Genomic DNA, 26,005 nt, shown 5'->3' on the forward strand with positions numbered 1-26,005 from the left:
AATCGTAAGGTATGTCAGAACATCATCATGAAAGTAAAAAGCACAATCATGGCCACGACCATAATGGCATTTTTGGATCCCGTACAGAATTGTATTTGTCCCTATTGTGTGGTGCTTTTCTCTTAATTGGTTTTTCTATTCAGCTTTTTGGATGGGAATACCAATCCATGTGGAACTCTATTATTCCTTATATGATTGCCTACGGATTTGGTGGTTATTATATTACGATTGAAGCTTTTCACCAAATCAAAAGAGGTGGTTTTGAAATTGACTTTTTAATGATTGCTGCGGCCATTGGCGCTGCATATATAGGAAGTTGGGCAGAAGGCGCTTTGTTGTTATTTCTATTCAGTTTAGGTCATGCTTTGGAGAATTACGCCATGAATAAGGCGAAAAAATCCATTGAAGCTTTACAGGATTTGACGCCTAATACAGCATTAGTTAAAAGAGGCGATCTCATAGAGGAAGTAAGTCTTGAATCCTTAAAAATAAATGATATTATTGTCGTCAAACCTCATTCTCAAATTGCGGCAGATGGTGTGATCATCACAGGTAGTAGTGCCATCAATCAGGCGCCAATCACGGGGGAAAGTATGCCGGTTGATAAAATAGCCATTGAGACGATTGAAAATCTTCCAAAGTTTGAGGACATTGATAGTTCTAGTGTTGTTTTTACGGGCACCATAAATGGCGATGGCAGCATCGAAGTTTTGGTTATGAAACTTAGTGAGGATTCTACGGTCGCCCGTTTGGTCAAAATGGTAAGTGAAGTGGAAACCCAAAAATCGCCTACGCAACGCATGACCAAAAAGTTTGAAAAATGGTATGTGCCCGTGGTCATTGTTGTTGTGACGATGTTATGCTTCGCTTATATGGTTGTTGATGAAACCTTCAATGAAAGCTTGTATAGAGCGATTACCGTGTTGGTTGCGGCAAGTCCTTGTGCCCTGGCAATTTCGACACCAAGTGCGGTTTTAAGTGGTATTGCGCGCGCCGCTCAAAAAGGAGTCTTGATCAAAGGTGGAAAAGCGTTGGAAGATCTCGGCTCCATTCAAACCATCGCCTTTGATAAAACAGGAACCCTGACGGAAGGGAAACCCAAACTTACCAATATCATTCCAAGTGAAAATTATGATGAGCGCGATTTGGCACGCATTATCTTAGAAGTCGAAAGTTTAAGCAATCATCCCCTCGCACGAGCGATTGCTAAAGGAGTGAAATCACAATATCAAATGGTTCACGAAAATTTAGCCGCTCACGTCAACGCCATTCAAGGGAAAGGGATTAGTGCGCACTACCAAGATCAAAAGGTTTTTATTGGGAATGAAAAGCTGATGACTGATGAAGGCATGGTCGTTTCTTCTGAATTAAAGATGAAAATGGGGATTTTGTTGAAGGAAGGTCATACCGCAATGTTGGTGGCTTATAATCATGCGGTCGTCGGTTTAGTGAGTGTTATGGATGTGCCAAGAAGTACGGCAGTTGAAACCCTGAAAAGATTAAAAGCGATTGGTATCAATCGAATGGTTATGCTGACCGGCGACCACCAAAATGTAGGAGATTCCATTGCCAGACAAATTGGATTGACGGAAGCCAAAGGGAATTTGCTACCAGAAGATAAAGTTGAGGCCGTAAAGGCACTTATGAAACAGGATGGGAAAATCGCCATGGTGGGCGATGGTGTTAATGATGCGCCAGCCATGGCTTTTAGCACCGTTAGTGTGGCGATGGGCGCTGCAGGAAGTGACGTCGCTCTTGAAACTGCAGATGTGGCCTTAATGTCAGATAAAATTGAAATGTTGCCTTTTGTGATTGGGTTGAGTAGAGCGTCCAAACGAATCATTACTCAAAACATTTGGATCAGTATGGGTGTGGTTGCTTTATTGGTGCCTGCTACCATTTTAGGTTTTACCAATATTGGATTGGCCGTGATTTTTCATGAAGGATCTACTTTAGTCGTGGTTCTTAATGCGTTGCGATTGTTGGCTTACGATGAGAAATAAAGTTTTTTAGATTTATATTTTTCCTTAGTATTGTAGCGCCTAATATTTTACCCCTAAATTCAATCGCTTACTTATGAAAAATTATGTTGTTGCATTTTTAATGCTATTTGCTGTTTTGGCTTCCCAGGCTCAAAATGATAGTATTCCCAAAAATAATTTCGGAAAAAATGAGATCAAAGTAAACGCTTTATTTCTTTTGCTTGGGACGTTTGAAGGAAGTTATGAGCGAAACTTATCAGAAAATTCGGCGATTGGAATGTCAGTCTTGATTCCGTTTGAACGTGAGTTTATAGAAAACGATATCAATTATTATGTATCTCCATACTACCGTGTTTTTTTTGGTAAGAAATATGCTGCAGGATTCTTTTTAGAGGGCTTTGGGATGTTGAACTCCATTCGTACCTCTTATCGTTATTATATAGATAGTGGCACTTATCATGATATCGAAAGTACTACCGATTTCGCGTTGGGCTTGGGGCTGGGAGGAAAATGGTTCACTAAAGGCGGATTTGTTTTTGAAATCAATGGCGGTCTCGGAAGAAATTTATTCAATGCCGGTAATGACAATGCTGTTACTTTTGTTGGTAAATTAGGATTTAATATGGGTTATAGGTTTTAAGTAGAAACACCCAAAAGATAAATTCCAAATTCTAGAATAAAAACAAAATCCCAAATTCCAAATTCCAAAATTGAAACAAAAATAAAAATCCCAAATTCCAACGGTATGTTATTGGAATTTGGGATTTGATCGTTTGAATATTGAGGCCTCTGCCTTTACATCGACAAGCTCAGTAACCACGAAGGAGTCTATGTTAAGAATGATTTTCTGAAGTTTCATGGTCAAGAGTGATTATTGGACTATGCTGAAAAGTAACTATTCAGGATTTTGAAAAAGCCATAAAATAAAAATCCCAAATTCCAACGGTATGTTATTGGAATTTGGGATTTTATATTTTGAATATTGAGGCTCCTGCCTTCGCAGGAGTCTTTTTTTACATTTTCATCAACCACGTTTTGACATCAACTTCTTGTTTGATGAGCTCACGTAAGTCTTCGATTTTTACACGGGTTTGTTCCATAGTGTCTCTATTACGAATGGTTACCGTGTTATTTTCTAAAGTTTCATGGTCAACGGTAATACAAAACGGAGTTCCGTTGGCATCTTGTCTTCTATAACGTCGGCCTACGGCATCTTTATCGTCATAAGCCACGTTGAAATCCCATCGTAGGTCGTCCATAATTTGACGTGCAATTTCTGGTAAACCATCTTTTTTAACCAATGGTAAAATAGCCGCTTTAACAGGTGCTAATACAAATGGTAATTTTAAAACGGTTCTGGTGGTATTATTTTCTAATTCTTCTTCAACTAAGGAGTTTGAAAACACTGCCAAGAACATACGATCCAAACCAATCGATGTTTCCACTACGAAAGGCGTGTAGCTTTGGTTAGTTTCATGGTCAAAATACTGTAGTTTTTTGCCTGAAAATTCTTCGTGCTGTTTTAAATCGAAATCGGTTCTGGAGTGAATCCCTTCCAATTCTTTAAATCCGAATGGGAATTTGAATTCAATATCGGTGGCAGCGTCAGCATAATGCGCCAACTTCTCATGGTCATGGAAACGGTAATTCTCCGCACCCATGCCTAAAGAAAGGTGCCATTTCATTCGAGCTTCTTTCCAATATTCAAACCATTCTTTTTGAGTGCCTGGTTGAATGAAAAACTGCATTTCCATTTGTTCAAACTCACGCATTCTGAAAATAAACTGTCTGGCGACAATCTCATTTCTAAAAGCTTTACCGGTTTGCGCAATTCCGAAAGGAATCTTCATACGTCCTGTTTTTTGGACGTTTAGGAAATTCACAAAAATACCTTGAGCCGTTTCCGGACGTAAGTATAAATCCATCGCCGATTCTGCAGAAGCTCCTATTTTGGTACCAAACATCAAGTTGAATTGCTTCACTTCCGTCCAGTTTCTACTTCCAGTGACCGGATCGGCAATTTCTAATTCCTCGATTAATGCCTTCACATCTGCTAAATCTTCAGTTTCTAAAGATTTTGCCATGCGCGACAGAATGCGTTTTATATCTTCATAATAACCAACAACTCTTGGATTGGTGGTTATAAATTCTTCTTTGTTAAAAGCATCTCCAAAGCGTTTTTCTGCTTTAGCAACTTCCTTTTCAATTTTGGCTTCAATCTTAGCGCAGTAGTCTTCTATTAAAACATCTGCACGGTAGCGTTTTTTTGAATCCTTATTGTCAATTAACGGGTCGTTAAAAGCATCAACGTGTCCTGAAGCTTTCCAGGTTGTTGGATGCATGAAAATTGAAGAGTCAATGCCTACAATATTGTCATTCATTTGTACCATGGCTTTCCACCAATAGTCACGAATGTTTTTCTTTAGTTCAGCGCCATTTTGTGCATAGTCATATACTGCACTTAGGCCATCATATATTTCACTGCTTTGAAATACGTATCCATATTCCTTGGCGTGAGATATAACCTTCTTAAATTGATCGTCCTGATTTGTCATGCTGCAAAAATAGAAAACCCTTCCAATTAAAGGAAAGGTTTGCATAAATAAATTTTATTGGGTTAGTTTAGAATAATTTGTGTGCCGCCGAGCTTTCTTTCATTATGAAAAACTGAAACGTAATACGTGCCTTTTGGAAATGGAATATCCTTGCTTTTTGCATTGACGGTTGTGCAAATATCCATCATTTCGTTGTTGTAATTAATGAGTTGCTTATCACTATAAATGAGTAAGGCCTTACCAAATTCAACCGAACCTTTAGTTCCAAAAACATTGTTTAACGGATTCAAAATTTGGATGTAAATTTCCTTCATCCCTTTTTCGGTCAAGGTGTTCTCTGCCAGTGTGAAGCAGACGTTAATAAAGTTGGCATGAGACGCTTTAGTGGTCTCCATCGTGTCAACTCCTGATTTGTATGCTTTTGCATTGAATGAATTTGCAGTTAACAGGGATTCCTTTTCGAGCGTCCCGTTCAAGGACATATTCGTTTTTAAAAGCGCATTGTTGACTTTTTTTTGCTCTTTTAAAGCATTGTGAGCCATTAATTTTTCCTTTTCCAAGCGTTCGTTGAGCAAGCTGATGGAATCTACAATTTTAAAAAGAGAGGTGTTTTTTGATTTAATATTAGAAAGATCAGATTTGACGCTTGTAAACACAGAAAAATCACTGGCCATCAGTCTTAATTTTTCTGAAGATGATTTAGCGTCTTGTTTGATGCTGTCTAATTGTTCCGATAAGATAGTGCTAGTTTGGCTTATGGCATCATATCTCAATATCATTTGAGATAGTTCGCTTTCAACAAGTTTTTTCTCTTGTTTCAAAGAGAGGTGCTCAGCTTTATTGGATTGGTAAGTACTAAAACTAAAAACGCCAACAAAAGCAAAACCGACAATCAATGAGCCAATAATAATTTTATAGCTAAAAATTTGAGGGTTAACTATCATAATTAATTATTAAGGGGAAATAGGGATTATTTAATTAAATGCAGCCAAAATATATATTAAGTTTGTTTTGTGTGCTTTTAATCGATAAGATGATAATAAACTTGTTAAACTTGTTTTTTCCAAAGGTTTGTTTAGCATGTGACAACCAGTTGGAAACTAGTGAGGTATATGTTTGTACTTTTTGCAGACATGAATTGCCGTTGACCAATTTTGAAAGCACAGTCCATAATGATGTGACCAAGAGACTTTATGGCCGCGTTCAATTAGAAAATGCTTCAGCGTTATTTTGGTTTACTAAGAAAGGACTCGTGCAGCATCTGATTCATAATTTAAAGTATAAAGGTCATGAGGATGTTGGTAAGTTTTTGGGTCAGTGGCTAGGTCAGGAACTGAAACAACAGGAGCGTTTTAGAATGGTTGATGTGGTTATTCCTGTGCCTCAACATTCCAAACGTTTGCGACAACGTGGCTTCAATCAAGTTCATAAGTTTGGAAAGGAGCTTGCAGAGGCCTTAGAATGTGATTTTAACACCAAGGTGCTGCAAAAAGATAAAGCTACAAAAACTCAGGTTTTCAAGGATCGAATTCGACGTTGGATTACTGATGAGACGTTGTTTGTCGTCACGGATTATGAGAGTCTGAAAGGGAAGCACATTCTTTTAGTGGATGATATTATAACGACAGGAGCAACCATCGAAATTTGTGCCAATGCGTTGTCTAAAATTGAGGGCGTCACAATAAGTGTGGCGACCATGGCAATTGCGGAGTAATTTTTTCGTTTTTATTAAATATGTCGTTTATTTGCTAAAATTTCTCCGAGGTAATGTTTAAAGCCTATTATAAATTATTTCTTTTTATTGGTATTCTTGTGATGCTTGTCAATTGTGCCAATAGGGGCAATCCTTCAGGTGGAGAAAAGGATACGCAACCTCCAAGAATTTTGAAGTCATCCCCAGAGAATTATTCCACGAATTTTAAAGCGCACGAAATTAAGATTCAGTTTGATGAGTATGTCAAAATAAAGAATGTTCAAAAACAGCTCATTATTTCGCCTCCAATGGATCCTGCTCCAGATATTATGCCCATGGGCAGTGCGAGTAAATCAATTACCATCAAAATTAATGACACTTTAAGACCGAATACGACCTACTCCTTTAATTTCGGACAAAGTATTGTCGATAACAACGAGGAAAATCCTTTTTCATACTATAAATATGTCTTTTCTACAGGTTCTTATATAGACTCGCTTTCTGTAAAAGGTGCGATTATTGATGCTGAAAAACGGGAGCCCGATACCTTCGTTTCCGTGATGTTGTACGAGGTCGATTCTACCTATACCGACTCTACCGTTTATAAAACCAAACCCTTATATGTTACCAATACGCTGGATAGTGTGAGTAAGTTTAGTATAGATAATATTAAAGCTGGAAAGTATCGTTTGGTGGCCTTAAAAGATGACAACGGCAACTTTACCTATCAACAAAAAACGGATAAAATTGGATTTTGGGATAAAGAAATAACGGTACCGACCGATTCATTTTATGAAATAAAACTGTTTAAGGAGATTGCTGATTTCAGTGTGGAGCGTCCAGTTCAGGTTGCTAAACAAAAGATTCAGTTTGGTTACCGAGGCGATCCTAAAGGCGTGACTATTGAAATGTTGGGCGATAAACCTGCTGGTTTTGAGCATCGCATTGTTAAGGATGCCCAAAAAGATACCTTGTACTATTGGTACAAACCGAATGTTGAGGCGGATACGACTTTATTCGTCGTAAAAAATAAAACCTATACGGATACTTTAAAACACCGTTTTCGGGATTTAAAGGTCGATTCACTCAAAATTACAGCCCCAGTTTCCGGCACTATCAATTTTGATGAGGATTTTTCAATAGAAGCAAATGTTCCGTTTGATAAATTAGACGTGACGAAAGTATCCATAATGGATAAGGATTCTTTAAATATTGCTTTCAAAACAGAGTTTGATACGCTTAGCAATAAATACCGTTTTAAGTTTGATAAAAGCGAAGCCAATACCTATAAAATCCGATTTTTGCCTGATGCGTTCACGGACTTTTTCGGCAAAGTGAATGATACGCTGAACTATGCAGTTAAGACCAAGCGGTTTTCTGAACTATCAGATGTTCGTGTGAGTTTAATAAATGCGGAATATCCTGTCATCGTCCAATTGACCGATAACAAAGGCTTGGTTAAGTACGAACAGTTTGCAGATGCACCGCGCGTATTTGATTTTAGGCATATCAATCCTGGAACTTATTACTTGAGAGTTATCTATGATACCAACGGGAATAGAAAATGGGATACGGGTAATTACCTTAAAAAAATCCAACCGGAGCGCATCAGTTATATGGAAAAGCTAATAGATGCCAGAACAGGATGGGATTTAGTGGAAGAATTTACATTATTGAAAACTGATCCTGATCCGCCAAAAAATTAAATTTAGATCGGTTCAGTTCAATATCCTGTTTTTTAAGAGTGACAATTTCTACAGCTTCTTTGTCAAAAGGAATGGTGTCTATTCTGTTTCCTAATACATCATACACGGCCGAATGACCTGAGTATTCATGGTTGTTGGCGTCTTTGCCAACGCGGTTGACACCCACGCAATAGCTCATGTTTTCAATAGCGCGTGCTTTTAATAAGGTGTCCCAAGCTACCATGCGTATGGCTGGCCAACTGGCTACATAAATAAGAACGTCATAGTTTTCAGAATTTCTTGACCAAACGGGAAACCTAAGATCATAACAGACCAAAGGACAGATTTTCCATCCTTTGTAGTCTATCATGATTTTTTTACTTCCTGCCGTATATACTTTGTCCTCGCCAGCTAAAGTGAAGGTATGGCGTTTGTCATAGTGCTCTGTCTTTCCGTTGGGATGAACAAAAACCATTCGGTTGTAATAATTGTCATCTTCGATAATCACCAAACTTCCAGTAATGGCAGCTTGTTTTTGAGCGGCTACTGTTTTCATCCATGCGATGGTTTCTCCATTCATGGTTTCAGCAACGTTTTGAGGCATCATCGTAAATCCTGAAGTGAACATTTCAGGAAGTACAATCACATCTACCGGATCAAAGATGTCGTCTATTTTTTTTGAAATATGCGCTCGGTTTTGCTCAGGGTTTTCCCAAGTCAATTCGGTTTGTATGAGGGCGATATTTAGAGTTTCAGTCATCTTAAGCGCGATTCAGTTTTCTTCTGGCTTTTTCTAAATTATTTTTGTATCCGTTCAGTTTTTTAAGCCATTTTGCGTCATCATTCGGCGATAGTTTACCGCTGTTTTTGAGTTTTTGGTACTTGTCTTGCTGCTGATCAAATTTTCGTGTAGCTTTATTAACTTGGTCTTGCGCTTTTTGCTTTTGCTTGAGCGCTTTTTCAGCTTTCTTTTTGGCTTTTTCAGCATTTTTTGTTGCTTTTTCGGCCCTCTTTTTGGCTTTTTCAGCGGCCTTCGCTTCTTTTACAAGATTTTTGTGGGTTTTGAAAATGTCAGCTTTTTCGCCGGATAGCAGTGAAAGTGTAATATCCTCTCCCTTATGAAAAATAGACTTTCCTTTAACCTCATAAACTTTCCCGTCTTTAATAACGTTTTGGGCATTAACAGTAATTCCTAAGCCTAAAAAAAATACAATCATCCAGATTTTCATAGTGCAATGTTTTGTTATTTAAGTAATCTATATCCTAATTCAGGACAATAGAGTTACGTGATTAATAATAGAGCAAAAATACGGATTTTTAATCATTTATGGATTTTTACACAGGCAAGAATCTTGGGCTAAAGTGTTTTTCTGCCGTTAAATTCTATTCAAAATCGTGGCCGCTTCCCGCAAGGTATCATCAGTTTTTGCAAAACAGAATCGCAGCACCTTTTCGTCTAAATTATCAGTGTTAAATACTGAAAGTGGGATTGAAGCAATTTTATGGTCATTGGTCAAACGTTTAGCGAAGTCAACATCATGCTCTGTAGTAATATTGGAATAGTCCAATATTTGAAAATAAGTGCCTTGTGCTGGCGTAAACTTGAATTTGGAATCTTCGATCAGACTTAAAAACAAATCACGTTTACGTTGATAAAAGTTGGGTAATTCCAAATAGTGATTGGGCTCTTGTAAATAATCGGCCAAGGCTTTTTGCATCGGATGATTGGCGCAAAACACATTGAATTGATGCACTTTTTGGAACTCGGCCATCAACTCTTTTGGCGCGCAACAATAGCCTAATTTCCAACCGGTGTTATGAAAAGTTTTTCCAAAGGACGCCACAATAAAACTTCGCGATTTCAAATCCGTAAACAAACATGCACTTTGATGTTTGTGATCATCGAAAATAATATGTTCATAAACTTCATCACTCAACAAAATAATATTGGTGCCTTTGAGAAGTTCCTGCAATTTGAGCATATCTTCTTTAGAAAACACCGTCCCACTTGGATTTTGCGGCGTGTTGATAATGACCATTTTTGTTTTGGAAGTGATTTTTTTGGAAACCTCTGTCCAATCCACTTTATAATGGGGTGCTTTTAGTTGTATCGAAATTGGTTTTCCGCCATTGAGTTCTATGGCGGGCTCGTAACAATCATAAGCAGGCCTGAATAAAATAACTTCATCATCAGGTTTTATGAAGGTCGAAATAATAGTAAAGATGGCTTGCGTTGCGCCAGCGGTAACCGTTATTTCTGAATCTGGATGGTACGAGGCGTTATAGAGTTTCTCAAACTTATTGGTTATCGCCACGCGCAACTCCAAACTGCCAGCCATGGGCGCGTATTGATTGTAGCCAGAATTCATGGCATTGGTCACTAAGTCAATCAGTTTTTGATCACTCTTGAAATTTGGAAATCCTTGTGATAAATTGAGGGCGTTATTTTTTTGAGCCAACGCGCTCATGACCGTAAAAATGGTCGTGCCTACATGAGGAAGTTTTGAATCGTGATGCATTTTTAAGAGCTTTAATTTTATGAAAGATACTATAAACAAAGATTTTCGACTTCTTTAATTAGATTTTTGTTTGAGGTTGACAAAGATGCTCTTCTGTTTCGTTGGCCACGAATACACGAATTAAATATAGAAATTTGTCTATTCATGGTGTTTTTTCATAAATTATGACTTCACACTATTACGTTACCTCTCTCTCTGGGTGTATTAGTTTGTTCTGAATTTTGATTTTAAATTCCAATCTTCAAGTTTTAAAGGGTCAAGTCTTGGTTCTTGATTCTAAAAGCGAAGCGGTCTTGATTCTTTTACATACATAAATAGTTCAGAATTACTAGTTGCTTCCCTATCTTTGAAATCTTAAAAAAAACAATTTTAGATATGAGAATTTTCAAAATTTTATTTCTTTTTATTGCATTTCAAGTTTCTGCCCAACAAGGCGGAATGTGGATTCCGTCCTTACTTCAAGGAATGAATGAAGACGAAATGCAAAGTCTTGGTAGTAAGCTTTCGGCCAAGGACATTTATGATGTTAACAATTCGAGCTTAAAGGATGCCATTGGTCATTTTAATGGAGGATGTACGTCTGAGGTTATTTCGAACAATGGTTTGGTTTTGACCAATCATCATTGTGGATTTGGTCAAATTCAGTCGCATTCATCTTTAGAAAACGATTATTTACAGCATGGTTTTTGGGCAATGAACTTAGATGAAGAATTGCCAAATGACAACTTATATATTGAGTTTATTGTCAGAATAGAAGATGTTACCAAACAGGTTTTGGAAGGCGTTACTGATGATATGACTGACAGAGCGCAGCAATCAAAAAGAGGAAGTAATAGTGCTGCCATTGAAAAAGCGGCTAAAAAAGAAGCTTGGCAAGACACTAAAATCAAGGCGTTTTATAAAGGCAACCAATATTTTCTTTTCGTTACCGAACGTTATACCGATATCCGATTGGTTGGAGCTCCACCATCAAGCATTGGAAAGTTTGGAAGTGATACCGACAACTGGGTTTGGCCACGTCATACGGGCGATTTCTCATTGTTCAGAATTTATGCTGATAAAAATAACCGTCCGGCAGCTTATTCAAAAGATAACGTGCCGTTTAAACCAAGACACTTTTTGCCGGTATCTTTAGATGGCGTGAGTGAAGACGATTTTACGATGGTTTTTGGTTTTCCTGGTACTACGGATGAGTATCTACCTGCCGTTGCCATTGCGCAAACTGTTGAGAAAATCAATCCAACCGCTATTGCTATTAGAACAGCGGCATTGAAAGTGATTGACGCCTTTATGATGGTCGATGATCAGATCAGAATTCAATATGCCTCAAAACAAGCCCGAATTGCCAATGCCTGGAAAAAATGGCAAGGCGAAAACTTAGGGATTCAAAAAAGTGGTGCGATTGCTATAAAGAAGGCACAGGAAGCTGAATTTACAAAGCAAATGAAAGCTAAAGGATTGGAAGCTAAATACGGAACTGTTTTGCCAGAACTTGAGCGACTTTACAATGAAATTGAAGACGTCAGCGTGAAGCGCACCAGTTTTATGGAAGTCTTTTTAAGAACCAATGAGCTTACGCCAATGATCTTTAATCTTGTGCAACTTGAAGCGGCGGCGGCTAATAGCGAGGAGGCTTTTGAAAAACAAAGAGACGCGAATATTGGACGCATGAAAGGGGTTTACAAAAACTATAATGCCGAAGTAGATAAAGGTGTTTTTGAAGAAGTAATGCCGATGTACACGGATAATGTTGACAGTTCTATTTATGATAAAACGGCATTCACGAATCAGGAAAGTGCTTTAAAAGTTTTAGAAGGTAATTCGACAGAGGTTTTGGAAAAACTGAATAACGATGCGGCTTATCAATATCTTAAGCCTTATATCATTGAATTTTATACCACCATTGAACCTAAATTTCAAGAGCTGAACCCGCAAATAAATACACTGGAACAGAAGTATATGACGGCTTTAATGGAGGTGTTGCCAAAGCAGCGTTATTTCCCTGATGCTAACGGTACGTTGCGTGTTACTTATGGTAAAGTAAAAGGTTATGAGCCAAGAGATGCCATATATTATGAGCCTTTGACATATTTAGATGGCGTGATGGAAAAATATATTCCTGGCGATTACGAGTTTGACGTTCCTGAAAAATTACAGGAGTTATACGCGAAAAAGGATTACGGACAATACACCGATAGTACTGGAAAAGTACCGGTGTGCTTTTTAGGAACCAACCATACGACGGGTGGAAACTCAGGAAGTCCAGCAATTGATGCTTATGGTAATTTAGTCGGATTGAATTTTGACCGTGTTTGGGAAGGAACGATGAGTGATATGTACTACGATCCTGAAATCTGTAGAAACATTATGGTCGATATGCGCTACGTACTTTTTATCGTTGATAAATATGCCGGTGCAAAACACTTGATTGATGAAATGACCTTAGTGCGTCCAAAAACCGATGCTAAAAAAGGTAAGAAGACTAAGAAAAAGAAATAGTCGAATTGACAATCAAACTGACCATTTAAAACGAAGCCCTTTCAATTGATTTTGAAAGGGCTTTTTTTTATGAAAAATTTGCTTGAATTATGTGTTTTCTCCCGTAGCAATAAACATCAAAACATCATTAATGCATTTGTCCAAGTCGTTCAGGATTTCCTTTGACCAAAACCGGAATACGGTATAACCTTTTTCAAAAAGTTCCTTATTGACTTGTTTGTCACGTTGCATATTGCGTTCAATTTTTGGAATCCAAAACGCGCGATTGCTTTTGATGACGTTCTTAGTTTCATCCCAATGGTAACCATGCCAAAATTCGCCATCAATAAAAATTGCCAAATTGTATTTTTGGATGGAAATATCTGGTTTTCCTGGTAATTTCTTGCTATCTATTCGATAGCGAACGTTGTTTTTCCATAACGCCTTCCTGAATAACAGCTCAGGTTTGGTGTTCTTTCCGCGAATTTTGCTCATGATTTTTGAGCGTTTCTTAGTGGTGTAAAAACCTGAAGCCTCATTAAATCTTGGGACGATTATGTTGGGTTCAACGTAGGTCATTATTGTAATTATCTAAACGAAAATCCCTTTTTTTTATTATTCTCAAATTGAGTAAAAAAACTGTAGCACTTTAGTGTATTTCGCTTTAGCTTCTAAAAATTTGGACACTAATTTCACGAATTTTCACAAATTCAGTCGTCCTATGAGAATGCCTGCATAATTTATTTACTATAAATTTCACGAATATAATAAGTGTTGGGTCTGTTTAAATACCTATGACATTTTAGCGCATATTGATTAGTTCATCAATTTATTAATTTCATTTTCAATCCTATGTTCTCCTTCATAAAAGCCGACGAAGGATTTGACTACAATTCCATTCTTATCGATTAAAAAACTGTTTGGAGTTCCTGTAATATCATATTCTGAAATGTTTTCACCTTTCATTCCTTGTAAATCCGAAATATGCAGCCAGTTGCTATAATCTTCTTCGCTTAGTTTTTTCCAGTCTTTTGCTTCTGTGTCAATAAAATAACTGATGATAATGAAATCTTCTGGATTGTATTTTTGAACTAATTGTGGCAATTCTTTTTTGTGTTGTTCACTAGAATAAGGACAGTCTGGACTCCAAAAATCTAATAGGATGATTTTGCCATGATAGTCTGATAATTGATGTTTAGTGCCATTTAAATCTTTTCCCCAAATATCCCTGAATTTATCTCCGATTTTAAGCTGAACTATTTTTGAATATGCTAGCAATTCTTGTCCTTTTGGTGAGTTTGAGTTTACAGAATCGAGTCTTTGGTAAAACAATAATAAACTGTCTGTTGAAATTTCTTTTTTCTTGTACAATAAATGGTTTAATGCCATTTGGTTATTGGCATTTGCATACAGGAAATCGAGTTGATTAGAGGCTTTCTTAGATTTCTCACTAGCGTCAGATATGGAATAGTATTTAGTTAGTAAGTCTGATTGATCTGAACCACTAACTTTCGCGTTAAAAAAATCTGAATATTCCCCAACAATTGAAATATCCTTATTTTCTATAAATAGATATTTGTAATGGTCTATCGGTTTATTTTCAAGGTCATAAAAGAATAAGTAACAAAGTGAGGGTAAATCGACATTTCCTGAAAATTTAAAACTTTCATTTATCACATAAGTAGAATCTATGTTTTTATCGATGTCTCTATTGAAAAGAATCACCTTAGTGCTATCAGGAAAATTTTTAGCAGTTACACTTAAGTTGAAGCCCTCTTTTTTAGTTTCCTTTTGTTCTTTTTTACAAGAAATGATTATTAAAATGATGGTTAATAGCGTAATTATATTTTTCATAAGTGGTTTTGTCTGGTTTCTTCCGAAGTATAAATTTACTGTAATTTTTATAAATTAAAATTCAAATGAGAGATTGTGGAAGAATACCCTATTCGCAATAGCGATTGCAGCGGTATCCTTTTCTTTTTTCTTTTAAAAAAGAAAAGATACAGCGGAAAGCGCGGTGCTTTAGCAATTGCCCAAAAAAAAATGGCCTTGCATTTAATTCTCATCATAATTGAGAACGGTGCTTTAGCAATTGCCCAAGTAAGACAAAATCCCAAACAGTAATTGCTTGGGATTTTGGTTTTATAGGTTGATCATGAGATTGCTTCGTCGCGTAAAAACGCTCCTCGCAATGACGCTTTGAAAGATTGCTTTGTCGAAAAAAAGCTCCTCGCAATGACGCTTCTATTAGTATCTGTAGTATTCCGGTTTGTAAGGACCTTCAACCGCTACACCAATATATTCTGCTTGGTCTTCTTTCAATTCAGTCAATTCTACACCTATTTTAGCCAAGTGTAAAAACGCTACTTTTTCATCTAAATGTTTCGGCAACATATACACTTCGTTTTTGTAAGCGTCTCTGTTGGTCCACAATTCAATTTGTGCCAAAACTTGGTTGGTAAATGAGTTACTCATCACAAAACTTGGGTGGCCAGTAGCACAACCTAAGTTTACCAAACGACCTTCCGCTAAGATGATAATGTCTTTGCCATTGATGGTGTATTTGTCAACCTGAGGTTTGATTTCTACTTTGGAAGCACCATGCGTTTTGTTTAGCCAATCCATCTGAATTTCGTTATCAAAGTGACCGATATTACAAACCACAGTTTTGTCTTTCATCGCTTCAAAATGTTCAGCACGAACGATATCTTTATTTCCAGTTGTTGTAATGATGATATCTGCATTGGCAACCACAGTTTCAAGACGTTTGACTTCAAAACCGTCCATCGCCGCTTGCAATGCACAAATTGGGTCGATTTCAGTAACGGTTACAATGCTTCCAGCACCTTTAAAAGACGCTGCGGTACCTTTACCAACATCACCATAACCACAAACCACAACGCGTTTTCCAGCTAACATCAAGTCTGTAGCACGACGCACAGCATCGACTGCACTTTCTTTACAGCCGTATTTGTTGTCAAATTTTGATTTGGTTACCGAATCATTCACGTTGATGGCAGGCATAGATAAAGTGCCATTTTTCATACGTTCGTAAAGTCTGTGAACACCTGTAGTTGTTTCTTCAGAAAGTCCGTTGATTCCAGCCATTAACTCAGGATATTTATCAAATACCATGTTGGTCAAATCGCCACCATCATCCAAAATCATGTTCAATGGTTTCCGGTCTTCACCAAAAAACAAGGTTTGCTCAATACACCAGTTAAATTCTTCTTCATTCATGCCTTTCCAAGCATAGACAGGGAAACCAGCTTCAGCAATCGCAGCTGCAGCTTGATCTTGAGTTGAGAAAATATTACATGAACTCCAAGTCACTTCAGCGCCAAGAGCTTTTAAAGTTTCAATTAAAACTGCCGTTTGAATGGTCATGTGCAAACAACCTGCAATACGTGCGCCTTTAAGTGGTTGAGAACTGCCATATTCTTCACGAAGACTCATGAGTCCTGGCATTTCGGCTTCGGCCAATTCTATTTCTTTTCTTCCCCAAGCTGCAAGGGACATGTCTTTGACTTTATAAGGTACGTAAGGCATTGTTTTTGTGTTCATAATTGTATATTTGTTTCTATAATTCGTTATGCGACTGCAAAGATAAATAATAACTGCGAGAACTTAAATGCCTTTATATAAAACCATTACTCCAAATTCACAAACTACTGTTAAAATCTGGGAAATCACTGAGTCTTACGAAGAACTGATGCAGCCTATTACCTTAACGGAAACATGCATGAACCGCGTTTTGAGCATGAAAAGTGACCTACACCGACGCGGATTTTTAAGTGTGCGTCATCTCTTGGCTGAATTTGGATATACCGATGCCGATTTGTATTATGACGAAAACGGAAAGCCCCATTTAAAAGACGGGAAACACATTTCCATTACCCATTCATTTACATTTTCTGGAGTTATTATCAGTGATAACGAAGTAGGAATTGACATCGAAAAACAACGGGAGAAAATCGCTGTCATCGCTCATAAATTTATTGGTTATGAACGCGATTATTTAGACAGTTCCGCTGAAGATTATATCAATAAACTGACCGTCATTTGGTGCATTAAAGAATCTTTATACAAATTGTTTGCAACGCCGGGCATGTTGTTCCGAACGCATTTTTTGGTCATTCCTTTTATGATCAAAGATGAAGAGACTGTGGCGTGGATTGACTATAAAGATTTTAAATATAGATACAACACTCACTTTTTTGAATTTGAAGGATTTACCTGCGCTTATGTTTGCTAATGAGTTGGTAGAGGGTAGAAAATAGAGGGTAGTGTTTTTTAAATTAGGCATTAGGCATTAGGCATTAGGCATTAGGGATGAGGAGGATTTATAGATTAAAACATAATCAAATGAAAATCAGTGAAAATCTGCCAAATCAGAGAGTTCTATATTTAAGCTTATGATTGATTGATGATAGTAGCCAATGACTGATAACAGAAAGAAAGTTGATGGATATTTTTAACAATGAATTTATTAATTAAAAAGGCCAACACTAATCAAAAAGTTCAATAAAGGATAGAAAAACATTTGTGCATTCGTGGCTAAAAAGAAAAATTTATATCAAGATATATTAAACTCTATTGCAAAAGGAGAAAAACTTTTGGCCGTCTTGATTGATCCTGATAAAATGGAACTTGAGAATGTTCCATCTTTTATGATCAAATTAAATAAATCCAAAGCCACGCATGTTTTTGTTGGCGGAAGTACGGACGAAAATCAAAAAACAGATGTACTTATCAAAAATTTGAAACCATTGACGTCATTGCCTGTTCTTATTTTTCCTGGCGATGTGTCACAAGTATCGTCTCATGCTGATGGTTTACTGTTTTTATCCTTGGTGTCGGGCAGAAATCCGGAGTATTTGATTGGTAAACAAGTTGAAGCGGTTTCCGTTTTAAGAACGATGCAACTTGAAATCATTCCCACAGGATATTTATTAATCGAAAACGGTAAAGAAACTGCTATTGAGCGCGTGACTCAAGCCCAACCTTTAAAAAGAGAAAACATTCAGGAGATTGTTGATACCGCTAAAGCTTCGGAACTTTTGGGTATGAAATGCGTATATCTTGAAGCAGGAAGTGGAGCGATGGCACCGGTAAATTCCGAAATAATTAAAGCGGTGAAAAATGAATTGCAGATTCCGTTAATTGTTGGAGGCGGAATCAGAACTCAAAAACAATTGGATGACGCCTATGCTTCTGGTGCTGATCTCGTCGTCATTGGAACGGCGTTTGAGCTGGATGAAGCATTTTTTAAAGAAATAAAAAAAGAATAATGAACCAAGAGAAAAGAATAAAAACAATATAATTTTATGAATTAGCAAGTTGGTCTCTTGTCTATATTCTATTCTCTATTGTCTAAAAAGATTCCTGCCTGCGCAGAAATTGTAAAACCTGACCGATAAAACTATGAATCACATTTTCGATTTTTTTATGGACGCCTATCGCAATGCGCCGACATCACAAATTGTTCTGGAAGTCATCGTGTTTGTTTTTGGGGTTTTAAGTGTGTGGTATGCTAAAAACGAAAATATTTTAGTGTATCCTACGGGAATCGTCTGCACTGTTATTACCGTGTATTTGTTGTATATCAATCAATATCTCGGCGATATGACGATGAACCTTTACTATTCTGTTATGAGTATTTATGGGTGGTGGAACTGGTCTCGGAAAAAAGGGGATACACTTGTTGTACCCATTTCTAGAACCACAAGAAATGAAAAACTAATAGGGATCGGTTTATTTTTATTAACCATGCTAGTGACTTATTTCATTTATTTTGGCTCTAATTTTGACCTGGAGATTCCAAATTATATAGACATCTTCACCTCCGGAATTTTCTTTACGGCCATGTGGTATATGGCCAATAAAAAGTTGGAAAACTGGACCTTATGGATTATCGCCGATATTATTACCATTCCGCTGTATGCGTATAGAGGATTGGGGATTTTATCGTTACAGTACGTCATCTTTACAATTTTGGCTATTCAAGGCTATATACAATGGAAAAAAACCTTAGACAACACCCATCAAATTGCCTAAAAGTAGTTTTGTTTGGCCCTGAATCTACAGGAAAAAGCACTTTGGCTAGGCAGCTGGCTGAGCATTATAATACTGTTTTTGTGCCTGAATATTCCCGTATTTATGCTGAGGAACAATTGTTGCACAACAAATTATTGACCGAAAATGATGTGTTGCCAATTGCTGAAGGGCAAATGCGACTTGAAAACTACTTCACCCCAAAAGCGAACATCTTACTCATTTGTGACACCGATTTATTGGAGACAAAAGTCTATTCAGAAGCGTATTATGGCGGCGTCTGTGATCCTGATTTAGAGAAATATGCGATTGAAAACATTTACGATTTGTATTTTTTGACCTATATTGACATTCCGTGGGAGGCTGATGCTTTAAGAGACAAGCCACATGAACGGGAAACCATGTTTTTGGCTTTTGAAAAGGCTTTAAAAACCTACAATAAACCCTATGTTTTGTTAAAAGGAAATATGGAAGAGCGCTTGACGTCTGCCATTGATCAAATTGATGAACTTATAAAAAATAAGACGTGAAATTTACAGAAAACGACATACGACAAATTGAAAATAAAGGCCTGACTTTAGCCAAGGTTCAATCGCAAGTTGAGCTTTTTGAAACCGGTGTGCCTTTCGTAAATCTGAGTTCAGCAGCAACAATAGATAATGGAATTGTAAGATGCTCCGAAGCTGAAAAGGCCGATTATATCAATTACTTTGAAGCTAAACGGAATACTATTTCGATATCAAAATTTGTTCCTGCTTCTGGTGCGGCTACACGGATGTTCAAAACCTTGTTCAAGTTTATTGAAGAATATTTACCGGAGACTGAAACCATAAATTCATTTATCAATAGGAATAAGGGCTTGGATTTGTCCCTGTTTTTTGTGGGGATTGAAAAGTTGCCATTTTATGAATTGGTTCTTGAACAATTGAAGGTGTTTTATCCAGACTATAAGTCCTTTTCCGACGATAAGCAAAAGTTGTTATTTGTTAAAACCATGTTGGATGAGGATAAAATGAATTACGGATTTTATCCCAAAGGCTTATTGCCATTTCATGAGTATAAAGACCATTTGGCGACTGCTTTTGTGGAGCATTTGTTTGAAGCGGCACTCTATGCTTCTACAAACAACATTGCGATTTTACATTTTACAATTTCTGAACGTCATAAAAATAGTTTTGATCATGAATTTCAACGTGTTCATAAAATCGTGGAACGTAAAACCAATACTAAGTTTCATATTTCATTTTCCTATCAGAAGGAATCCACCGATACGATTGCGGTAACTCCAGATAACGATTTTTTCCGAGAGGAGGATGGGCAATTAATGTTCCGACCATCTGGACATGGCGCACTTTTAGAGAATTTGAGCCAATTGGATGCCGATGTGATTTTTATTAAGAACATTGACAATGTCGTGGTTTACAAATATGAAAATGAAGTTGCCGAATATAAAAAGATGTTGGCTGGGATGTTGCTTGAAATCCAACATCAAGTTTTTGATTATTTGAATCTTCTCGAAAATGAAGAGGTCTCAGAAAAGGATATTTCTGAAATTGCCGAATTTTTGGTGAATAGGTTATACGTGGTATTTAATATCGAATTTCATAAATATGCCACTAAATATCAAATCGAGTATCTGGTTGAAAAATTAAACCGGCCAATTCGCATCTGCGGCATGGTAAAAAATGAAGGCGAACCTGGTGGTGGCCCGTTTTGGGTAAAGGAAGAAAGTGGTCAAATATCGCTTCAAATTGTGGAATCTGCACAAATAGATCATGAGAGTAAAGCCCAAATGGAGATCCTGAAAAATGCCACACATTTTAATCCGGTGGACTTGGTATGTGGCATCAAAAATTATAAAGGCGAAGTTTTTGATTTACAGAAATTTGTGGATCCCACGACAGCTTTTATAACGATGAAAACAAGCGCGGGTAAAGAATTAAAAGCTCTAGAACTACCCGGACTTTGGAACGGCAGTATGGCACGATGGAACACCATTTTTGTTGAGGTGCCGCTGATCACTTTTAATCCTGTAAAAACCGTTGCCGATTTGTTGAAGCCGACGCATCAGATTAAGTAGTTTTCAGTTGGCAGTTCTCAGTGTGCAGTCGGCAGTCAATTGGAGAGAAGAAATCCAATATGAACTCTGTTTAAAAATCGGTGTAATCCGTGAAATCCGTGTCTAAAAATAAATCATGAATAAAGACATTCTACAATCCGAATTACAATTTAAAGCTGTTAGAAGCTCAGGTGCTGGCGGTCAGAATGTCAATAAAGTCTCTTCTAAAGTTGAGCTTATATTTGATTTGGAAGCTTCCTTAGGTCTCACAGATGATGAAAAAGAGCTATTAAAGCAATCTCTCAGTAATCGGCTCACTAAAGATAATGTCCTTTTGCTTCAATGTGAAGAAAGCAGAAGTCAACATAAAAATAAAACACTGGTGGTTGAACGTTTTTTTAATCTCCTTGAAGACGGATTATTTATTCCGAAAGAACGTATTGCAACAAAAACACCACGATCAGTCGTCAGGAAACGATTGAAAGCAAAGCGAAAAATATCGGATAAAAAAGCGAATCGGAAGCCGCCGGAGTTGGAGTGAGTTTTTAGTCGGCAGTTGGCAGAATTCAGTCAGCAGTCTTCAGTCAGCAGTCTTCAGTCAGCAGTCTCAGTCTCAGTCACAGTATTCAGTTGGCCTTGTCTACGGGGCATTAAAAACCTTTGGCTCATCAATATTTTGGGTCTCAGGAGCTCGGCGAGAACTACACGAATTTGGGCGGATTGCTACGTGCTGTTTCATTGATCTATACAGATGTTTCACTGAGATATATTTGGAATTTCGATTATGGTGGAGATACAGCTAATCCCTAATCCCTCATTCCTAATGCCTTTTTTCCTCTGCGTCTCCGCGTCTCTGCGAGAGAAATTGTAGCACGCTGATTTCTACTGATCTTCAATGAAAAATATGAGGAATTTTGATTATGGTTGAGCTGCAACTAATCCCTAATACCTCATTCCTAATTCCTTTTCCTCTGCGCCTCAGCGTCTCTGCGAGAAAAGTTCCTGAGTATTCTCAAAGTAATTTCCCCCTCCAATTCTGTTGATTAAAAAATTATTCATTCTTACTTTTTAATTCTTATTTCATTCCTATCTTTGTACTGTTCTCAAAAAAGGGGTGCTTGATAAATTGAAGATTGAAGAGTAACGATTGAAGATTGATGAATACAAACGTTCAGAAAATCAACAATCATAATTCAACAATCAACAATCTTTTCGGCTGAGATCATACCCATTGAACCTAGAACAGGTAATGCTGTTTAGGAAAAGGCGATAGTCGCCCATTAATTTTATTTGTTTCGAATTTGTCGTCCGGAAGACGTTGTAGAAACAAATAAAAATCAAATTAATAATAAGAATAATTACCTCTTTTTATTCGTCTAAAATCTTTTATTCGAATGAAAACTCTATTCGCAAGTCGATCGGCTCAAAGTCGAATCAAACCATCTTTAAAACTTGTTTTATCTTTTGTTTTGCTGTCGCTTAGCTTCACTGCTTTTGCGCAAAACTATCGCGTGTCTGGTCGCGTAACCCAACAAAATGCTGAGCCACTTGCTGGCGTGAGCATTCAGTTGAAATCTGGCCAAGCTTGGACGCAAACCGATCTTAACGGACAGTATGATTTGGAATTACCTAAAGGAAAACACACTTTGGAAATCCGGTATCTCACAGCACGGCCTGTCGAAAAAACCTTTGATCTTACTGCAGATTTAGTGTTGGATATCCTCATTAATGAGCATGCAGAAATTTTAGATGAGGTCTTGGTCAATGCTGTTCGTGTCGGTGCAAATTCGCCGATTGCGCATTCTAATATTTCTAAAGAAGATTTAGAAAAGCGAAATCTCGGTCAGGATATTCCAATGCTGCTTAACTTTTTACCATCGGTGGTAACGACGACAGATGCTGGAGCTGGTGTGGGTTATACCGGAATACGTATACGTGGGATTAATGCACAATCGACCAACGTCACAATTAACGGGATTCCGTTTAACGATGCGGAATCCATGGGAACGTTTTGGGTAAACTTGAGTGATTTTGCGTCTTCAACCGAAAGCATGCAATTGCAGCGTGGTGTAGGAACTTCAACCAATGGTTCTGGGGCTTTTGGAGCGAGTCTTAACGTGCTTACCGAAGGGGTGTCTAACGATGCTAGTGCCGAAATCGCGAATAGCTTCGGAAGTTATAACACGCACAAACACACGGTCAAATTCAGCACCGGACGTTTAAATGACCATTTCGATATTTCAGGGCGATTGTCAAACATCAAATCTGATGGCTATATCGATCGTGCAACATCAAATCTGAAATCATATTTCCTTCAAGGCGCTTACGTGGATACCAATCGGTTGATTAAAGCCGTAGTTTTTGGCGGTCAAGAAATCACGTATCAAGCTTGGAATGGATTGGAAGATTTAGATCTTTTAAAAAATGACCGAACATTTAATACCGCTGGAATGTACACTGATGCCGATGGAAACATTCAGTTTTATGATAATGAAATTGATGATTACAGTCAGAGTCATTACCAATTACATTGGAACGAGCGTTTGGATAAAAACTGGTCGACCACTTTAGGATTGAACTACACCAAGGGTCTAGGGTTTTTTGAGCAGTATAAAGAAAATCAAAAATTAGTTAAGTATGGCATGGATATTATCGTGCTGGGTGGAGAAACCATTAGTAAAAGTGATTTGGTGCGTCGTCGTTGGTTGGACAACGATTTTTATGTGGTTAATGCCAATGCCAATTATAAAGAAGATAACTTAAATCTGTCTTTTGGTACATCTTTTAGCACCTATAGTGGCGATCATTTCGGGGAGGTTATTTGGGCACAATACGCAGGAAACACACCAAAAGGACATCGGTATTATGATGGTAACGGAAAGAAAATAGATGCTAGTGTCTTTGCAAAGGCAACCTTTAATATTGACGAGCAGTTGAGCTTTTATGGCGATCTGCAATTCCGAAATGTAGGTTATAATACAACAGGGACAAATTCGGATGTCGAGCTTATGGAGCTTGACGAAACTTTCAATTTCTTTAATCCAAAAGCCGGATTGACCTATCAGTTTAATCCAGCAAACGCCTTGTACTTTTCTTATGCAAGAGCCAATCGTGAACCGAACCGCAAGGATTATCAAAATAATGCCGACGTAAAGCCAGAGCAACTGAACGATTTTGAGATGGGCTGGAGGTATGAGGAATCCACATTCCGTATGAATGCCAATGCTTATTATATGTTGTATAATGAACAATTGGTATTGACGGGAGAACTTAATGATACTGGTGGCGCAATCAGAACCAATAGTGGCGATAGTTACCGTTTAGGGTTAGAATTGGAAGCATCACTGCAATTGACTTCGCAATGGCGCTTGCAGCCAAGTGTGACTGTGAGTTCTAATAAAGCAAAAAAGACAGTGGTTGAACTTGATGGCGAATTGGTCGATTTGGGCAAAACAAACATTTCGTTTTCCCCAAATGTCGTGGCATCAAATGCTTTAACATTTCAGCCCAAAGACTATTTTCAGATCAGTTTATTGAGCAAATATGTGGGTGAACAGTTTATGGGAAATACCGATTCTCAGAAATCTAAATTAGATGCTTATTTTGTCAATGATTTGAATGTGACTTACGAATGGGTTTTGAAATCTAAAGATGATTCACCGAAAAAACCGTTTATTAAATCGATTCTGTTTTCCGGATTGGTCAATAATATCTTCAATGAGAAATATGTTTCCAATGGATTCTATTACACCTATGATGATAAAGACACTGATCCAAACCAAGTGACCACGATAGAAGTTGCTGGCTATTTTCCGCAGGCTACCACCAACTTTCTGATTGGAGCGACCTTAAAATTCTAATTGGTAACAATAAGGGAGTTTCCGGATCTGGATACGCGGTATTCCTTGAGTCCGCAAGGTAATTGTTTGCCAATGGAACCTCCTGTAAATAAACTATAAGTATTGGCGTCAGTGCAGCCACAAACTGCATTGGCGCCAGTAATTGTAAGTAAGGAACAGCTGGTTTGTTCATGGTTGGGATCAGCAGCATCCCAAGCACGAAAGCCACTGCCAACATTCATAACGATGACCCCTTTATTTCCCTGATTGGCCACATAAACAGAATTACTGGTAAACTGCAGTTGACTGTATTGTGGTAAATTCATATTGAGTGTGACATTCACAGCGGCGTTGACCAGGAATTTGCAATTTGCATCGCTATTGTTTCTGCTACAGGTCGTTAAGAACATCAAGCTGATAATTAAAAAAAAGTGTTTCATCAGAAATAAATTGTATTGCAATTTACAACAATATCAAAGTTGACATAAATATTATGTATATTTGTTTTATATCTCGTGGAAGCGGGATTTTTTTATGCTGTTCTCCAAAACGGGGTTTCAGCATATTTTATATACAGTAAAACGAAGAAATTATGAGTAAAGTATCTTATTACACTGCAGAAGGTCTGAAAAAATTGAGAGAAGAACTCAATCATTTAAAAGATGTAGAACGTCCAAGAGCATCACGCGCAATTGGTGAGGCTAGGGATAAGGGAGATTTGAGTGAAAATGCCGAATACGACGCTGCTAAAGAGGCACAAGGCATGTTGGAGATGAAAATTTCTAAGCTTGAAGCCATGCTGTCGAGTGCGCGCTTGATTGACGAATCGCAATTGGATAGTACCAAAGCATTGGTGCTTTCGACCGTAAAAATAAAAAACCAAACCAACGGGATGGAAATGACCTACACCTTGGTAGCTGATCGTGAAGCTGACTTGGCGTCAGGCAAAATTTCGGTCAATTCGCCTATTGGAAAAGGTCTTTTGGGTAAAACGGTTGGAGAGGTTGCCGATATCCAGGTGCCAAATGGCATTCTGAAATTTGAGATTTTAGACATTTCAAGAGAATAACCCCTGCAAAGCATGGAAGCCTTTAGGTTCAGTGAATCTAATCTCTGTAGATGACCTTTAAAAATTATATAA

At 37.6% G+C, this 26,005-nt stretch carries 24 protein-coding genes; 15 read left to right on the plus strand and 9 right to left on the minus strand.

Going from position 1 to position 26,005, the window contains the following annotated elements; genetic code table 11:
* The first annotated feature begins 11 nt into the window (after positions 1–11).
* Positions 12–2,003, plus strand: coding sequence for a heavy metal translocating P-type ATPase (locus tag ACOH2D_RS01990; RefSeq protein WP_348038569.1), 1,992 nt, complete (start codon positions 12–14; stop codon positions 2,001–2,003).
* A gap of 73 nt (positions 2,004–2,076) precedes the next feature.
* Positions 2,077–2,622, plus strand: coding sequence for a DUF3575 domain-containing protein (locus tag ACOH2D_RS01995; RefSeq protein ID WP_449534227.1), 546 nt, complete (start codon positions 2,077–2,079; stop codon positions 2,620–2,622).
* Between the two features lie 373 nt (positions 2,623–2,995).
* On the opposite strand, the gene ACOH2D_RS02000 is transcribed toward ACOH2D_RS01995, so the two are convergent.
* Together ACOH2D_RS02000 and ACOH2D_RS02005 are read right to left on the minus strand one after the other, a co-directional pair.
* Positions 2,996–4,537, minus strand: a complete 1,542-nt coding sequence (locus ACOH2D_RS02000; RefSeq protein WP_449534228.1) for a glycine--tRNA ligase — start codon at positions 4,535–4,537, stop codon at positions 2,996–2,998.
* Positions 4,538–4,599: 62 nt separating this feature from the next.
* Entirely contained in the window at positions 4,600–5,481 is an 882-nt protein-coding gene (locus ACOH2D_RS02005) for a DUF8428 domain-containing protein (RefSeq protein WP_449534229.1), read from the minus strand.
* A 110-nt stretch (positions 5,482–5,591) separates the two neighbouring features.
* Between ACOH2D_RS02005 and ACOH2D_RS02010 the strand changes: the two genes are divergently transcribed.
* On the plus strand, positions 5,592–6,251 hold the full coding sequence (locus ACOH2D_RS02010) for a ComF family protein (RefSeq protein ID WP_449534230.1): 660 nt from the start codon (positions 5,592–5,594) through the stop codon (positions 6,249–6,251).
* Between the two features lie 53 nt (positions 6,252–6,304).
* Positions 6,305–7,936: an Ig-like domain-containing domain gene (locus ACOH2D_RS02015; protein ID WP_449534231.1), complete on the plus strand. Its 1,632-nt coding sequence runs from the start codon at positions 6,305–6,307 to the stop codon at positions 7,934–7,936.
* Here the strand turns inward: ACOH2D_RS02015 and ACOH2D_RS02020 are convergent.
* From ACOH2D_RS02020 to ACOH2D_RS02030, 3 genes are all read right to left on the minus strand, one after another.
* Positions 7,896–8,675, minus strand: coding sequence for an amidohydrolase (locus tag ACOH2D_RS02020; RefSeq protein WP_449534232.1), 780 nt, complete (start codon positions 8,673–8,675; stop codon positions 7,896–7,898). The genes ACOH2D_RS02015 and ACOH2D_RS02020 overlap by 41 nt on opposite strands.
* A 1-nt stretch (position 8,676) precedes the next feature.
* Positions 8,677–9,144: a hypothetical protein gene (locus tag ACOH2D_RS02025; protein WP_449534233.1), complete on the minus strand. Its 468-nt coding sequence runs from the start codon at positions 9,142–9,144 to the stop codon at positions 8,677–8,679.
* A 147-nt stretch (positions 9,145–9,291) separates the two neighbouring features.
* On the minus strand, positions 9,292–10,434 hold the full coding sequence (locus ACOH2D_RS02030) for a methionine aminotransferase (RefSeq protein ID WP_449534234.1): 1,143 nt from the start codon (positions 10,432–10,434) through the stop codon (positions 9,292–9,294).
* A 375-nt stretch (positions 10,435–10,809) separates the two neighbouring features.
* On the opposite strand from ACOH2D_RS02030, the gene ACOH2D_RS02035 reads away from it, so the two are divergent.
* On the plus strand, positions 10,810–12,933 hold the full coding sequence (locus ACOH2D_RS02035; protein ID WP_449534235.1) for a S46 family peptidase: 2,124 nt from the start codon (positions 10,810–10,812) through the stop codon (positions 12,931–12,933).
* 87 nt (positions 12,934–13,020) lie between these two features.
* On the opposite strand, the gene ACOH2D_RS02040 is transcribed toward ACOH2D_RS02035, so the two are convergent.
* Complete coding sequence (locus tag ACOH2D_RS02040) at positions 13,021–13,491, minus strand: very short patch repair endonuclease (RefSeq protein ID WP_449534236.1); 471 nt, start codon at positions 13,489–13,491, stop codon at positions 13,021–13,023.
* A 237-nt stretch (positions 13,492–13,728) separates the two neighbouring features.
* On the minus strand, positions 13,729–14,766 hold the full coding sequence (locus tag ACOH2D_RS02045; protein WP_348034997.1) for a DUF4369 domain-containing protein: 1,038 nt from the start codon (positions 14,764–14,766) through the stop codon (positions 13,729–13,731).
* A gap of 75 nt (positions 14,767–14,841) precedes the next feature.
* Between ACOH2D_RS02045 and ACOH2D_RS02050 the strand changes: the two genes are divergently transcribed.
* Positions 14,842–15,036: a hypothetical protein gene (locus ACOH2D_RS02050; protein ID WP_348034996.1), complete on the plus strand. Its 195-nt coding sequence runs from the start codon at positions 14,842–14,844 to the stop codon at positions 15,034–15,036.
* Between the two features lie 123 nt (positions 15,037–15,159).
* Here ACOH2D_RS02050 and ahcY read toward each other — a convergent pair whose 3' ends face one another.
* Entirely contained in the window at positions 15,160–16,476 is a 1,317-nt protein-coding gene (gene ahcY / locus ACOH2D_RS02055; RefSeq protein WP_348034995.1) for an adenosylhomocysteinase, read from the minus strand.
* Between the two features lie 67 nt (positions 16,477–16,543).
* Here ahcY and ACOH2D_RS02060 point away from each other — a divergent pair, with 67 nt between their 5' ends.
* From ACOH2D_RS02060 to ACOH2D_RS02095, 8 genes are all read left to right on the plus strand, one after another.
* Positions 16,544–17,167: a 4'-phosphopantetheinyl transferase family protein gene (locus ACOH2D_RS02060; protein ID WP_348034994.1), complete on the plus strand. Its 624-nt coding sequence runs from the start codon at positions 16,544–16,546 to the stop codon at positions 17,165–17,167.
* 298 nt (positions 17,168–17,465) lie between these two features.
* Entirely contained in the window at positions 17,466–18,203 is a 738-nt protein-coding gene (locus ACOH2D_RS02065) for a phosphoglycerol geranylgeranyltransferase (protein WP_449534237.1), read from the plus strand.
* Positions 18,204–18,336: 133 nt separating this feature from the next.
* The gene (gene pnuC, locus ACOH2D_RS02070; RefSeq protein ID WP_449534238.1) at positions 18,337–18,969 is read left to right on the plus strand and encodes a nicotinamide riboside transporter PnuC; all 633 of its coding nucleotides are present in this window, start codon (positions 18,337–18,339) and stop codon (positions 18,967–18,969) included.
* Complete coding sequence (locus ACOH2D_RS02075) at positions 18,930–19,496, plus strand: AAA family ATPase (RefSeq protein WP_348034991.1); 567 nt, start codon at positions 18,930–18,932, stop codon at positions 19,494–19,496. The genes pnuC and ACOH2D_RS02075 overlap by 40 nt, the downstream gene beginning before the upstream one ends.
* Positions 19,493–21,046: a DUF4301 family protein gene (locus tag ACOH2D_RS02080; RefSeq protein WP_449534239.1), complete on the plus strand. Its 1,554-nt coding sequence runs from the start codon at positions 19,493–19,495 to the stop codon at positions 21,044–21,046. The genes ACOH2D_RS02075 and ACOH2D_RS02080 overlap by 4 nt, the downstream gene beginning before the upstream one ends.
* 115 nt (positions 21,047–21,161) lie before the next feature.
* A complete protein-coding gene (gene arfB, locus ACOH2D_RS02085) occupies positions 21,162–21,566 on the plus strand; it encodes an alternative ribosome rescue aminoacyl-tRNA hydrolase ArfB (protein WP_348034989.1) in 405 nt (134 codons plus the stop codon).
* A gap of 119 nt (positions 21,567–21,685) precedes the next feature.
* The gene (locus ACOH2D_RS02090; RefSeq protein WP_348034988.1) at positions 21,686–21,835 is read left to right on the plus strand and encodes a hypothetical protein; all 150 of its coding nucleotides are present in this window, start codon (positions 21,686–21,688) and stop codon (positions 21,833–21,835) included.
* A 584-nt stretch (positions 21,836–22,419) separates the two neighbouring features.
* Positions 22,420–24,885 carry a TonB-dependent receptor gene (locus ACOH2D_RS02095; protein ID WP_449534240.1) on the plus strand — a complete coding sequence of 822 codons (2,466 nt, stop codon included), beginning with the start codon at positions 22,420–22,422 and terminating at the stop codon, positions 24,883–24,885.
* Here ACOH2D_RS02095 and ACOH2D_RS02100 read toward each other — a convergent pair.
* Positions 24,882–25,304 carry a Rieske (2Fe-2S) protein gene (locus tag ACOH2D_RS02100; RefSeq protein WP_449534241.1) on the minus strand — a complete coding sequence of 141 codons (423 nt, stop codon included), beginning with the start codon at positions 25,302–25,304 and terminating at the stop codon, positions 24,882–24,884. The two genes, ACOH2D_RS02095 and ACOH2D_RS02100, sit on opposite strands and share 4 nt — an antisense overlap.
* Before the next feature lie 152 nt (positions 25,305–25,456).
* Here ACOH2D_RS02100 and greA point away from each other — a divergent pair, with 152 nt between their 5' ends.
* Complete coding sequence (gene greA, locus ACOH2D_RS02105) at positions 25,457–25,933, plus strand: transcription elongation factor GreA (RefSeq protein WP_348038983.1); 477 nt, start codon at positions 25,457–25,459, stop codon at positions 25,931–25,933.
* Positions 25,934–26,005: the final 72 nt, after the last annotated feature.

The organism is Gelidibacter sp., from assembly GCF_053579655.1.